Below are 14,114 nucleotides of genomic sequence, written 5' to 3'. Positions count from 1 at the left end.
TATTTGCTCTGAGCATAGCATGTTTATGCAGCAACAGGCATGTCAAAAAGTAGCCTCTTCTGCTTATAAAAAAGCACAACCAAAGTTGTGCCTGATTAAATCGAAAGAATTACTTAAATCGACCAGTTCTGAATTTCCCAGCCCTGTTCTTTAGCCAGTGCTTCCAGACGATCATCCGGATTCACAGCAATGGCATGATCTGCATGTTCCAGCAGAAAACGGTCATTGATTGAATCTGAATAGGCCCAAGACTCGGTCACCTCACGACCAGCCAGCCATTGTTCCAGACGGGTCAGTTTACCTTGCTGATAGCAGGCGATATTGGTCACCTTACCGGTATATTTACCGTCAATGACTTCAGCATTGGTGGCAATAATTTCAGTAATCCCAAACTCACGGAAAATCGGTGCAGTAATAAAGTCCGAAGTTGCAGTAATGCCGACAATTTCATGCCCTGCATCTTTATGGCGCTGAATCGCTTTAAAACCTTCCGGACGCATCTGTGGGCGAATGACTTTTTGCATGAACAGTTGATGTAATTCGGTCAGATAATCATGGTCATGTTGAGTCAAAAACTGGAATACAAATTCATTATAGGCATAAGGATCCAGTTGACCCTTTTTATAGTCCTCATAGAACTTGTCATTCATGGCGCGGTGATGAACGGGATCCACCAGGCCTTCATTGACCAGGAATTCCCCCCAGGAATGATCCGAATCGGTGTTTAACAGGGTGTGATCGAGATCAAATAGCGCCAATTTCATGAAAATACTCGTAAAAACTGAAATTTAAGAAAAAAATTGTAAATCTATCTCCGCTAGTCGATAGAAATTCGTTAAGATCATAGCAATTTTAACATTTTTAAACTTTGCTTTTTTTCGAGTTGGATAAAGAAATAATATTCCCCGAAAGCAAAGGCATAAATTAAACAATTTTAGGTAGCCAAATGATCGACTCAGAAGGTTTCCGACCGAATGTCGGGATCATTTTGGCAAACGATGCTGGACAGGTTTTATGGGCAAAACGCATTGGTCATAATGCATGGCAATTTCCACAAGGAGGTATCCAATATGGAGAAACCCCTGAGCAGGCACTTTATCGTGAGCTGAGAGAAGAAGTTGGCTTACTGCCTGAACACGTCCAGATTATCGCGCAGACCAAAGGATGGTTGCGTTATCGTTTGCCGTATCGATACATTCGCACGGATTCAGATCCGGTATGTATCGGTCAAAAACAGAAGTGGTTTTTACTCAAACTGACGGCACCCGTACAGAACATTCAGCTTGATCTGTCCGATCCGCCCGAATTTGATCAATGGCAATGGGTCAGTTACTGGTATCCATTAGGCCAAGTGGTGAATTTTAAACGCGATGTTTATCGCAAGGCCATGATTGAACTCTGTCAGCAATTACCACAACAAAAACCTTAAAAAAATCGCGTGCATGTGCAGATTTTTTGCTCGGCTATTGTTATAAATAAACTAAATTACCGGACTTCTAAAAAAATACGGAGCAGCACCCATGTCGAATATGCAACTGGATACCCTGAGACGCATTGTCCAAGAGATTAATGCGTCTACCAGTTTGCATGAATCACTCGATATTATGGTCAATCAGGTCGCTGAGGCCATGCATGTGGATGTTTGCTCCATTTATCTGCTCGATGAACGCAACCAGCGTTATCTATTAATGGCATCTAAAGGCCTGAAGCCCGAAGCTGTCGGTCATGTTTCTCTACATACCGGTGAAGGCCTGGTTGGTCTGGTCGGTCAGCGTGAGGAAATCGTTAACCTCGACAATGCCCCTAAGCATGATCGTTTTCTGTATTTACCGGAAACGGGCGAAGAAATTTATAATTCCTTTCTGGGCGTTCCGGTCATGTACCGCCGTAAAGTCATGGGCGTACTGGTTGTCCAAAATCAAGAATCCCAGGATTTTAGTGAAGCAGCCGAATCTTTCCTGGTTACGCTATGTGCTCAGCTTTCGGGCGTAATCGCTCATGCACATGCAGTCGGCAATATTGATGTATTCCGAAAACCAAATAATTTACCGGCATATAAAACCTTCCAGGGCGTATCCGGTTCTGGCGGGATCGCACTTGGTCGCGCCATTGTGCTTTATCCCCCTGCAGATCTAGGCGCTGTTCCGGATCGTGAAGCAGATAATATTAGCGAAGAACTGGCTTTGCTAGATAATGCTTTAAATTCGGTGCGTGAAGAAATTCAGTTCCTGGATGACAAAATGCAGGATGCGCTGATGGCCGAAGAACGTGCTTTGTTCAGTGTATTCCTGCGTATGCTGGATGAAAATGCCCTGCCATCAGAAATTAAAGCACTGATTCGTGATGGTCACTGGGCACAAGGTGCGGTTCGCATCGTGATTGATAACCATGTGGCGCAGTTTGTCCAGATGGAGGATGATTACCTGCGTGAACGTGTCGCTGATCTAAAAGATCTGGGACGTCGTATTCTGGCCAAGTTGCAGGAAGCCGATGAAAGCCATCGCGAACTGACCGATGAAAGCATCCTGATTGGTGAAGAAATTTCAACGGCTGCACTGGTGGAACTGCCTGTTGATAAGATTGCCGCGATTGTCACCACTGAAGGTGCCATGAATTCGCACATGGTGATTGTGGCACGCGCACTCGGTATTCCGACTGTCGTGGGTGTGACTGAACTGCCCATCAATACTCTGGATGACGTCGAGATGATTGTCGATGCGCATCAGGGCCGTATCTTTATCAATCCACCACGTCGTCTGCGTACCCGCTATAAAGAAATTCAGAAAGAAGAAGAACAGATTGCCAAAGATCTACGTCAATACGAGACCAAAGATGCAATTACGCCAGATGGTACCGCTGTACGTCTGTTTGTAAATACCGGCCTGATGATTGATGTGGTTCGTGGTGTACAGCGTGGTGCCAAAGGTGTTGGCCTATACCGTTCGGAAATCCCGTTCATGCTACGTGACCGCTTCCCGGGAGAAGAGGAACAACGTGCCATTTACCGGCAGCAACTGAGTCACTTTGCCAATAAACCGGTAGTCATGCGAACGCTGGATATTGGTGCAGATAAAGACCTGCCATATTTCTCGATTAAGGAAGAAAATTCAGCATTGGGCTGGCGCGGAATTCGTTTTACGCTGGATCATCCTGAAATCTTCTCTTCACAAATTCGCGCCATGCTGAAAGCCAGTATCGGTCTGAACAATCTGCATATCCTGTTGCCGATGGTGACCAGTGTCAGTGAAGTTGAAGAAGCACTGTATCTGTTAGAACGTGATCATCATGCCGTTCAGGAAGAAGAACAGGTCAAAATTACCAAGCCGCAAATCGGGATTATGGTGGAAGTGCCGAGCGTACTGCATCAGATTGATGAGTTTTCTGAACTGGTTGATTTCTTCTCGGTCGGTTCTAACGATTTGACCCAATATTTACTTGCTGTCGACCGTAATAACCCACGTGTGGCCAATGTCTATTCACATTTGCATCCAGCGATTCTGCGTGCTCTGACCCGTCTGGTAGAGGATTGTCACCGTAATAACAAACCGATCAGTATCTGTGGTGAAATGGCTGGTGATCCTCTATCGGCCGTACTATTAATGGCCATGGGATTTAATACCTTGTCCATGAGTTCTAGCAATATTTTGAGAGTCCGAAAAACGATCTGTCATGTACCGATGCCGGATGCACAGGAATTACTCAAACATGTACTAAAACTGGACAATCCACTCATGGTAAAAAGCTGGATGGAGCATTATTTTAGAACACATGGTTTAGGAGATATGGTGAAATCCACCACCCGTATGGTCAGCGCTTAAGGAGGAACTTTTTTCAGGTTTCTCTGCATTCGTCGAGGTACTTATGGAATTTGTGCTTATCCTGCTTATGCTGGCTGCAGCATTTTATTTTATTATTGCACCGGCCTTACGTTCGCAAAAATCCAGATATACATCTTCTGGTGGTCGTAATAATACAAGTCCCAGTCACCAGTATATCCGTGAAACTGGACGTCCTAAAGCCTGTCCCTTATGGGGAATTGAAATTTCTCGTACCCAGCAACGGCGTTTAGACAAGAATGATCCATCGGTCATTGCGGCAAAACTGTATCGGCAACAGCTAGGAAAATTTGCCAGTTTTCAGCAGACCCGACCTATAGCTGATGCTAATCAAAATAGATCTTCGAGTTCTGCGACCCTGCCCCGTTTTTTTCAAAATATGTTTCCCGAAGAAGCTTCTTCAACCACCCGGCGGACTTCACCGCATTCTTCGAAAAGAAACTCATCTTTTAACTATACCCCACAGAATCCCTTAAAGTCAGCTCCTGCCCAAAACAGATCTACGTCTTCCTGGCCGCCCTAAGCCGCCCATAAAAAAGGGCGATCATCTTGTTGATATCGCCCTTGTTTGTGCTTGGTATAACCACGTTTTGCATTTTTCTTCCGGTCTACAAAAACCTGGCTTTTGTTGACTTCATGCATGTGTTTTGCCACAAAATTGTGGATCACCACCTGCTTGGCTGTTTTTTTCTTGGCCATTTTGCTCTCTATGTGACTTGGAGGAAGGAGTGAGATAATTATAGGGCTGACTGACTAATTTTCAAGCATATTTGCCAATGCTTTTTTAAAAATAAAGCCCATTTAGCTAGGATTTTCTGTATGCAACAATGCGAGCTATAACCAGAAAATAGCTTTATTCCATTCATTATTGTTATGGGTTTCTTCATCCAAACAAAACTCAATTAAAAAACCATTTAAAATAAAACAGTTATAAAATTCATTTTAAATACCACTTTTCACTTATTATTTTTATCCTTTGATAAAAACATATTATGGACTTAGATATTGTTATTTTCGTTTAATCCCATTCATTATTCGAGTTATTCAAAATATATAGAATTTGATATTGTCAGAGAGTGGAAAACCCATTACTTTTTAAGAGTAACCATTTAATTTTCAATATTTTAAACTTTATTAACTTTAAAAATATTTTTTGAGTGAGCTCACTCAATTATATCCTGAATTCCATTTTGTGCTGTCACACCCTTTATTTAAAGATATTGTAAATATAGTGAAACCTGATCTGATTAGCATATATTTCAATATTTTATGAATACTAGATAAACGACACAAGATATTCAAAACTTGGAGAGGAAAGATGAGCCAAGATTTTAAAAAATGCCCTGTCACCCACCTGACCACTGAAGCTGGTGCGCCTGTGGTCGACAACCAGAACAGTATGACGGCAGGTGCGCGTGGACCTTTACTTGCTCAGGATTTATGGCTGAATGAAAAACTGGCTAACTTTGTTCGTGAAGTGATTCCTGAGCGCCGTATGCACGCAAAAGGTTCAGGTGCATTTGGTACTTTTACTGTGACCAATGACATTACTGAGTACACCCGTGCAAAAATTTTCTCGGAAGTTGGCAAAAAAACCGAAATGTTTGCCCGTTTTTCGACCGTCGCCGGTGAACGTGGTGCAGCTGATGCAGAGCGTGATATTCGTGGTTTTGCCCTGAAGTTCTATACTGAAGAAGGTAACTGGGACCTAGTCGGTAACAATACGCCGGTATTCTTCCTGCGTGATCCACGTAAGTTTCCTGACTTAAACAAAGCAGTAAAACGTGATCCGAAAACCAATAAACGTAGCGCCACCAATAACTGGGATTTCTGGACTTTATTGCCGGAAGCACTACATCAAGTTACCATCGTAATGTCCGATCGTGGGATTCCGGCTGGTTACCGTCATATGCACGGTTTCGGCAGTCATACCTACAGTTTTATCAATGCCCAAAATGAACGCTTCTGGGTAAAATTCCATATGCGTACCCAGCAAGGTATCAAGAATCTGACTGATGCTGAGGCAGCAGAGTTGATTGCTAAAGACCGTGAAAGCAGTCAAACCGACCTGTTTGATGCGATTGAACGTGGCGATTATCCGAAATGGAAAATGTACGTTCAGATCATGCCTGAAACAGATGCCGAGAAAGTGCCTTATCACCCGTTTGACCTGACCAAAGTCTGGCCGAAAGGTGATTACCCACTGATTGAAGTAGGTGAATTCGAACTCAACCGTAATCCGGAAAACTATTTCCAGGACGTAGAACAAGCAGCTTTTGCGCCAAGCAATCTGGTACCAGGCATTAGTTACTCACCGGATCGTATGCTACAGGCACGCTTAGTCAACTATGCTGATGCTGCACGTTACCGCGTGGGCGTGAATCATGCCCAGATTCCGGTCAATGCTGCACGTTGTCCGGTACATTCAAATCATCGTGATGGTTTGGGCCGTATGGACGGCAACTATGGTTCATTGCCGCATTATGAGCCGAACAGTTTCAGCCAGTGGCAGGAACAGCCAGAATTCAGAGAGCCACCACTCAAAATCACGGGTGATGCAGATTTCTGGGATTATCGCAAAGATGATAATGACTACTTCAGCCAGCCACGTGCCCTGTTCAACCTGATGAATGATGAGCAGAAACAGGCTCTATTTAATAATACCGCAGCCGCAATGGGTGATGCGCTTGATTTCATCAAGTACCGTCATATCCGTAACTGTTATGCTTGTGATCCAGCCTATGGTGAAGGTGTTGCCCAAGCTCTTGGGATGAGCGTAGCTGATGCCCAGATGGCTCGAGCAACTGATCCAGCCAAAGGCCTACCAAGCTTTCTCTAAATTTTTCAGCTTGAACTGAGTGAATAAAAAAACCACCCGAGGGTGGTTTTTTATTGGTGTTAAATTAAAGCATCAGGAATATGAATTGTAGTTCAATTTAAGCGGCTTCACGTTGATGTTTAACATCATAACGGTCAGCGTTCATGACTTTGGTCCAGGCTTTGACAAAGTCACTTACAAATTTTTCCTTATTGTCAGCCTGAGCATAGACTTCAGAATAGGCAGGTAAAATTGAGTTAGAACCGAAGACCAGATCGACACGGGTTGCAGTCCATTTCAGGTCATGCGTTTGACGGTCACGGGTTTCGTAAAGATTTTCTTCTACCGGCACCCAGACATTATTCATATCCATCAGGTTCACAAAGAAATCATTGCTCAATACACCGACCCGATCAGTCAGTACGCCATGCTTGCTTCCACCATGATTAGCACCTAGGACCCGCATTCCACCAATTAATACTGTCATTTCTGGTGCTGTAAGTCCCATCAATTGAGTACGATCGACCAGCATTTCTTCTGGCTGAGCGGAGTAGTTCTGTTTTAACCAGTTACGGTAGCCATCATGCAACGGTTCCAGATCTTTAAATGAATAGACATCGGTTTGTTCCTTGAGTCGCATTTCCTCGGCTTGGAATAAATGGCACCTGAATATCTACCCCAGCTTCCTGTGCTGCTTTTTCTACTGCGGCCGATCCGCCCAGTACAATCAGGTCAGCGATACTGACTTTTTTCTCTAGACCTGCCTGAATTTCTTCAAGTTTGTTCAGAACTTTATTCAAGCGTTCCGGTTCATTACCAGCCCATTCACGTTGTGGCTGTAAACGAATACGGGCACCATTGGCCCCACCACGATAGTCCGAACCACGATAAGTCCGTGCACTGTCCCAAGCGGTATTGATCAGCTCAATGCGACTCAAGCCGCTATCCAGCAGTTTTTCTCTCAGGTCCGCAATTTCACTCTCATTTAAGGTGTAATCTACTGATGGAATTGGATCTTGCCAGATCAGGTCTTCTTCCGGTACATCCGGCCCCAGATAACGAGATTTCGGCCCTAAATCACGATGGGTCAATTTATACTAGGCACGGGCAAAAGTTTCGGCAAAATACTCCGGATCACGATAGAATTTTTCGGAAATTTCCCGATACCCCGGGTCGATTTTTAGCGCCATATCGGCATCGGTCATGATCGGATTACGGCGCACATTGGTCGTATGCGCATCCAATGGGCGATCTTCTTCTTTAATATTGATCGGCTACCATTGCCATGCGCTGGCCGGGCTCTTTTTTAGCTCCCAGTCATAGTTCAGCAGCAGATAAAAGAATTCATTGTCCCAGCGGTTCGGGTTAGTCGTCCAAGCACCTTCCAGACCACTTACCATGGTATAGGCGGCATTACCGGTTTCTTCCGGGTTATTCCAGCCCAAACCCTGTAATTCGAGTGGTGCAGCTTCTGGCTCCGGTCCAAGTACATCTGCCTTACCATTTCCATGTGCTTTCCCGACGGTATGTCCACCTGCCGTCAGAGCGACGGTTTCTTCATCATTCATGGCCATACGGTCGAAGGTGGTACGCATATCCTGTGCGGTTTTTAACGGATCCGGTTTGCCGTCCACCCCTTCCGGATTGACATAAACCAGTCCCATTTGTACTGCAGCAAGAGGATTTTCCAGCGTATTCCGGTCTTCTTCATTGTTATAACGTTCGCGGGTCGCATCCAGCCATTTATGCTCTGCACCCCAATAAATATCTTTTTCTGGATGCCAGATATCTTCACGCCCACCGGCATAACCAAAGGTTTTTTAACCCAGCCACCTCATATGCGACCGTACCAGCCAGAATAATCAAATCTCCCCAAGAAATTTTATTGCCATATTTCTTTTTCACTGGCCATAATAGACGGTGGCCTTTGTCAGTATTGACGTTATCTGGCCAGCTATTCAATGGCGCAAAACGTTGATTACTGGTATTCGCACTCCCACGTCCATCCTGCTTACGGTAGGTTCCAGCCAGATGCCAGGCGGTACGCACCATCATACCGATATAGCTGCCCCAGTCTGCTGGCCACCAGTCCTGACTGGAGGTTATCAGTTCTCTTAGATCCTGTTTAATTGCTTCCAGATCTAGTTCGCTAAAGGCTTTAGCGTAGTCAAAATCAGGGTCCATGGGGTTCGTTTTGCGGTCATGCTGATGCAAAATATCCAGATTCAGTGCATTGGGCCACCAGTCTATATTCGAGCCACCAGCGACAGTATGCGCACCTTGATGGAAGGGACATTTACTTGTGCCAAGTTGTGTAGGCTTATTCATGAAGGCTTCTCCAGCTTTATAGTTAACCTGCTTGTTTTTCCAAGCTATCTCCATTATGAGCTATTTCACCTTACTGGCTTTTTTACAGAGCTTAAAGATAGACTCACCAAACACTACAATCCTGATGCCAGGCCATAATATTGTAGTAGCCATCCAATTAAGAAAAGTTGATCACTCCCATTTTTATTTTCAAATGAGCCAAAGAATTTAAAGTGACGAACATCTTTGTTAAGAAGTTTTATATTGACGCTTGTAGCACTACACTATCAAAGCCATATCACAAAAAAGAAGTATAATGATGAGCAAAAATATTGAAGATATCATTCAAAGCCATGACATCATTTTATTTGATGCGGTTTGTGTGATTTGTAATGGCTGGGCAAAGTTTCTGATTAAATACGATAAAAAAATCCAGTTTAAACTGGTCTCTGCACAATCGGAACTGGGCACTGCCCTGCTTAAGCACTACCAGATGTGGACAGAGCATTACACCACCATGGTAGTCATTAAGGATGGCAAACTTTATACCGAATCTACTGCTTTACTGTAGGTGATGCAGCATCTCGGTTTTCCATTTTCTTTGATGAATGCTGGCTATTTCATTCCACGTTTTATTCGCGATTTTCTATATCGTCTGGTGGCTTTAAACCGCTATAAGCTATTTGGCAAAACTGATTTTTGTCTGATTCCTTCTCACGAAAATAAATGCCACTTTCTGGAAGAGGCTGTCCGTGAAGTCTGATTCTGTATTAATGCAACCGCTGCGTACAACCCAGTTTGCCTTAGCTGCACTCTGGCTGTATCAGGGCTTGGTTCCAAAAATTCTGTTCCAATCTACTGCTGAACTGCAAATCTGACAAAATATGGGGGTTAGCCTACTGCTCGCTAAAAGCTTGGTAGGCTTATCTGGGTTGTGTGAAATACTGTTTGGTTTGTGCTTTTTAAAATGGAACAGATCTCTTCTATTACATGGTTTGAATATTGCTGGACTGGACGGATTATTACTGCTGATCGTACTCACCGACCCTTTACAGCTTATAGCCGCCTTTAATCCTGTAGTAATGAATATCGCGATGCTGATGCTTTCTGTTATCGCCATTCAAATTATTCAACAAGAACAAAGAGAAGCCCTTAGACAATAATCCGTTTGCCTTCACGAATACAGTAAAACGGGTTAATCAGCTTGGATGAATGCTGGATAATATGCTGCAGTTCATTTTCAGGCTGGTCACGTGCTTCATCGGTGAGCTGGAAGGTCCGATAATGGATCGCCATTGAACAACGTGCCATTAAGTCCTGATGGGCATGAAAAGCATCTTCCGGATTCATGTGAATATTGCGCATCAATTCACGTGGTTCATAGGCACCGATCGGCAACAGCGCAATTCGTGGTGGCCCAAGGCGTTTTCGAATTTCCTTGAAATGCGGCGCATAACCGCTATCCCCAGCAAAATAGCAATGATCCTTGCCATTCAATAAGGAAAAACCGCCCCATAATGCACAGTTCTGATCGCGCATTCCACGTCCTGAAGCGTGCTGTGCTGGCGAATAGACAATCTGGATATCTTCAAAAAATGCATTTTCCCACCAGTCCATTTCAATGACATTATAGTCTTTAGGCAGGTACCAGCCATTGCCAAGGCCAGTATAGATCGGCATTTGATAGGTTTGATGCAGCCAGGCCAAGGTCGCCAGATCCATATGATCATAATGGTTATGGCTAAGCAATACGGCATCAATATGCGGCAGCTCATCCAGGGCAATGCCAGCAGGAATAACGCGCTGTGGCCCTCGGGATGCAAAAGGACTGGCATATTCACACCAGACCGGATCAGTCAGAAAATTATACGGCCCGATCTGGATCAGAGCGGTGGCATGCCCAATAAACCAGATTTGCCAGTCATCTAAAGTGGCTTCCGGCCGGTTTTGTGGCAAGGCACGCGGACGTGAAAAAAACTCGGCACGTTCCTGTTCCAGATTCACTTCCCAGGTGCTGGATTTTCTGGTGAATAACCATTTATACAAGTCAAAGCGACTTTGCTCGAGCGAATGATGCTCCAGATTCTTAAACCGCTCACCATCAAAATGATCGGAATGTAGATAATCAAATACCGGCTTGGACCAGAGATGTTTCCAACTGGACTCAGTCTCAAGCTGAAATTTTTTAGTCTTGAAAAGATCTTGCATAAATATCCACTATTTATTATTTGTTATATGCAAGACAGCATCCACCTGGAATTTTCAAACGGAGCATCTCTTTAAATCGCATACAAACTTATATACTTCGGTATTCCAGTATAGTATGAAATACGTGCCTAAGATTCATTTATGTTTTTGTTATTTTTAGCAAAACATCGAGCCAATGGAAAGACCAAAACCGATGAAAATCTTCTAAAAAAATAAATACTGGTGATCAAGTTTGTGCCCATTCTGCTTTCTAAAAAGACAGGAGAATGATCGATATTCATCCGATAATTCTCACTCCATACCTGACTGTACATGATTTCATGACCTAAATTTTTATCCCGTATTCACGTAATCACGCTTGATGCCCTTCTGACTATCCGACGAAAGTTATCTGCTGAAAACTTCATTTCCTTAAATACGACCTTGAGTCCGTTCCAACCATACCGCTTTGGTTTGAGGTTTCACAAATAGAGTAATAATTTCTGGGTGTAGCTGTTTGATTTGCGCTTCAATCCGGTTAACGCAAGCTTCAATTTCATCAGAAGTCAGATCGTCTTTGAATTCCAGACTTAAGGAGGCAATTACCTGATGTGCACCGATTTGCTCGGTTAATACACCATTGGCGCTATAGACCGCAGCATCCTGCTGGGCAATGTTAAGTACATTTTCACGCAGTCTAGGATCTGCTGTTTCACCCAGCAATAAGCCTTTGGTTTCACGTGCCAGTAACCAGGCCGATACCGCCAACACGACACCAATCAGAATAGAGGCAGCACCATCCAGTTCAGGAATATTCAGTTGATGAGCCAAGAAAATCCCGATCAGGGCAATAAAAAGACCTACTAGCGCAGCAGTATCTTCAAATAATACGGTAAAGGTGGTCGGATCTTTACTACGTCTAAAGGCTTCGAAATAGCCCATCTTGCCTTTCATTTTACGGAAGGTTCTTAAAGCCACTGTCCAGGAGAATCCTTCACACAGAATCGCAATACCCAAGACAATATAGTTGATCATCGGATCCTGCATTTCTTCAGGATGAATGATGTGCAGGATGCCTTGATAGATGGATACAATCGCACCCAGTGCAAAGACCATCAAGGCCACAATAAAGGCCCAGAAATACAGTTCACGGCCATAGCCAAAAGGATGGTGGGCATCTGGGCGCTGCTCTGCCTTTTTCATGCCGTAAAGAAGCAGAATTTCATTTAGAGTATCGACCACCGAGTGAATCGCTTCACTGAGCATCGCAGAACTATTGGTAATATAGGCTGCGACGAATTTAACCAGTGCAATAGCAAGGTTGCCAAATAACGCTGCATAGACCACAATTTTATTAGATTCAGATGACATTCAAAGTTGTCCTAGTTTTTCCTCAAACAGATGGATCTATTTGATTTTTCATTTTATCTCTTTGCATCTTAATAAACTGCTGACATAAATTGTTTATTGTTTTGTTGTTCTCATTTTTAATCGGAAACTTCATGGCTGTGATTGTCCTTACTTCTGCCGATCGGCATCCTCAGCTCCTAGAACTGTGGGAGCAATCTGTCCAGGCTTCGCATCATTTTCTGAATGACGAGCAAATCCTGAAGATTCGCCAGCAGATTATCCAGCATGGTTATTTTGATCAGGTGCAACTGTTCCATGTGGAACATCAGCAGCAGATTCTGGGTTTGATGGGTATACTGAACAAAGCTAGCAATACTGTTTATTGTGTCTGATGCGACTATCCTTGACTTAAAGCCTGGATTTGAGCTTATCTGCCGTTCTCAAAGGGATAGAAAAGACATCCCTACCCGGTTCTGCATCAAAAACCAGAAAGGAAGCCCTAGCTTCCTTTCTAAATATTTTTTAATTTGAGTAATACAGCTTAGGATTTAGAAAAATACTGCTCGCGCCATTCTTTCCAGAAGTACATCACGATCCCGAACATCACTACCGCAATACCGGCAAAGGCATGACTGCTGATGATTTCATTATTCAAGGTTGCACCGAGAATCAGGGCAATGATTGGCGTCATCACATTACTGAGGGATACGGTGGATGCGGCTAAACGGCGAATCAGCCAGAAGTAACACAGCATCGCCACAATCGAAGACAGGATCATGGTAAAACCAAAGCCGAATAGCGCCTGCATACTTGGCATTTGTGTTGGGAAAGATTGCCAGATAAATGGAATGATTAGCAATGATCCCAATGAAGAAACAATCAAAGAACCGGTGGCTTGGGACATCAGTTTTAACGGCGCATTGATCTGTTTCACCCAGAAAATCGAGCTGATATAAGACACCATACTAATCAGCATCAGGACCACGCCCCACGGATTCACTTTACTATCTGCTGACTCCGCAAAGACAAAACTTAAACCACCGACGGCAACAGCTATACCGAGCCATTGCAACCAGATTAGGTGGTTAGTTTTCAGGATGACATGCCCAATCAGGCCAGCAACCAGTGGTGAGAAACCGAAAATTAAAGCCATTAATCCAGAGGTCAAATAATTCGCCGCCAGATAGATAAATAACTGTGCACCGATCAGGTTTAGACTGCCTGCTACATAACTCATCATTGAGGTTCGATCGAATGGCAATGGATTACGCATGGCAGCCAAGATCACCAAAGCCAGCACAGAAGCACCGAAATAACGAATGATCAGCACCCACATCGGATGAACTTCTGCAACGCTCCAGACGATCGCCAATGGCGTCGCTGCCCAGATCAGCACCAGCAAGGCATAAATACTTGCCGTCACCAGCATGGGAGATGAATTTGAATTCATAAAGGACTCAATTAAATTTTAATCAGAAAGAATTGAACTAACTTCTCGCTCAAATTCACAATCAACAATACTGATGGAGGCAGGGACGCCGCCGCTAAACTGGGATATAGGGATATATCCTCAGTTTAGCAAAAGATTTTTGTTACTTTTCATCTTTGAAAAGTAA

Annotated in this window: 10 protein-coding genes and 3 pseudogenes; 7 read left to right on the top strand and 6 right to left on the bottom strand. The window is 43.9% G+C overall.

Annotation, left to right across the window (positions count from 1 at the left end; genetic code table 11):
* Nucleotides 1-113 precede the first annotated feature (113 nt).
* Nucleotides 114-764 (bottom strand): HAD family hydrolase, encoded by a 651-nt coding sequence (locus B3J29_RS11730; RefSeq protein ID WP_005232364.1) that lies wholly within the window; start codon nt 762-764, stop codon nt 114-116.
* Between the two features lie 182 nt (nt 765-946).
* Here B3J29_RS11730 and B3J29_RS11725 point away from each other — a divergent pair, with 182 nt between their 5' ends.
* From B3J29_RS11725 to B3J29_RS11715, 3 genes are all read left to right on the top strand, one after another.
* Entirely contained in the window at nt 947-1,429 is a 483-nt protein-coding gene (locus B3J29_RS11725; protein ID WP_004781838.1) for an RNA pyrophosphohydrolase, read from the top strand.
* A 91-nt stretch (nt 1,430-1,520) separates the two neighbouring features.
* Nucleotides 1,521-3,818 (top strand): phosphoenolpyruvate--protein phosphotransferase, encoded by a 2,298-nt coding sequence (ptsP, locus tag B3J29_RS11720; RefSeq protein ID WP_005232368.1) that lies wholly within the window; start codon nt 1,521-1,523, stop codon nt 3,816-3,818.
* Between the two features lie 43 nt (nt 3,819-3,861).
* Complete coding sequence (locus tag B3J29_RS11715; protein ID WP_286965601.1) at nt 3,862-4,359, top strand: hypothetical protein; 498 nt, start codon at nt 3,862-3,864, stop codon at nt 4,357-4,359.
* Here the strand turns inward: B3J29_RS11715 and B3J29_RS11710 are convergent.
* Nucleotides 4,356-4,535, bottom strand: a complete 180-nt coding sequence (locus B3J29_RS11710; protein WP_005232372.1) for a DUF7230 family protein — start codon at nt 4,533-4,535, stop codon at nt 4,356-4,358. The two genes, B3J29_RS11715 and B3J29_RS11710, sit on opposite strands and share 4 nt — an antisense overlap.
* 619 nt (nt 4,536-5,154) lie before the next feature.
* On the opposite strand from B3J29_RS11710, the gene B3J29_RS11705 reads away from it, so the two are divergent.
* Nucleotides 5,155-6,675 (top strand): catalase, encoded by a 1,521-nt coding sequence (locus B3J29_RS11705; RefSeq protein ID WP_034169856.1) that lies wholly within the window; start codon nt 5,155-5,157, stop codon nt 6,673-6,675.
* 97 nt (nt 6,676-6,772) lie between these two features.
* Here the strand turns inward: B3J29_RS11705 and katG are convergent.
* A pseudogene (gene katG / locus B3J29_RS11700) lies at nt 6,773-8,982 on the bottom strand (catalase/peroxidase HPI).
* 298 nt (nt 8,983-9,280) lie between these two features.
* On the opposite strand from katG, the pseudogene B3J29_RS11695 reads away from it, so the two are divergent.
* Both B3J29_RS11695 and B3J29_RS11690 read left to right on the top strand, forming a co-directional pair.
* A pseudogene (locus tag B3J29_RS11695) lies at nt 9,281-9,724 on the top strand (thiol-disulfide oxidoreductase DCC family protein).
* A gap of 10 nt (nt 9,725-9,734) precedes the next feature.
* Nucleotides 9,735-10,124, top strand: a pseudogene (locus B3J29_RS11690) (DoxX-like family protein).
* On the opposite strand, the gene B3J29_RS11685 reads toward B3J29_RS11690, so the two are convergent.
* Together B3J29_RS11685 and B3J29_RS11680 are read right to left on the bottom strand one after the other, a co-directional pair.
* Complete coding sequence (locus B3J29_RS11685) at nt 10,114-11,169, bottom strand: MBL fold metallo-hydrolase (RefSeq protein ID WP_005232384.1); 1,056 nt, start codon at nt 11,167-11,169, stop codon at nt 10,114-10,116. The pseudogene B3J29_RS11690 and the gene B3J29_RS11685 sit on opposite strands and share 11 nt — an antisense overlap.
* 411 nt (nt 11,170-11,580) lie before the next feature.
* A complete protein-coding gene (locus tag B3J29_RS11680) occupies nt 11,581-12,519 on the bottom strand; it encodes a cation diffusion facilitator family transporter (protein WP_286965598.1) in 939 nt (312 codons plus the stop codon).
* 131 nt (nt 12,520-12,650) lie between these two features.
* On the opposite strand from B3J29_RS11680, the gene B3J29_RS11675 reads away from it, so the two are divergent.
* Nucleotides 12,651-12,890 carry a hypothetical protein gene (locus tag B3J29_RS11675; RefSeq protein WP_286965596.1) on the top strand — a complete coding sequence of 80 codons (240 nt, stop codon included), beginning with the start codon at nt 12,651-12,653 and terminating at the stop codon, nt 12,888-12,890.
* 149 nt (nt 12,891-13,039) lie between these two features.
* On the opposite strand, the gene B3J29_RS11670 is transcribed toward B3J29_RS11675, so the two are convergent.
* Entirely contained in the window at nt 13,040-13,948 is a 909-nt protein-coding gene (locus tag B3J29_RS11670; RefSeq protein WP_208461833.1) for a DMT family transporter, read from the bottom strand.
* Nucleotides 13,949-14,114 lie beyond the last annotated feature (166 nt).

The sequence above is a fragment of the Acinetobacter sp. UBA5984 genome, assembly GCF_002429925.1.
Lineage (GTDB): Bacteria > Pseudomonadota > Gammaproteobacteria > Pseudomonadales > Moraxellaceae > Acinetobacter > Acinetobacter variabilis.
This window is presented reverse-complemented; position numbering and strand designations above follow the sequence as displayed.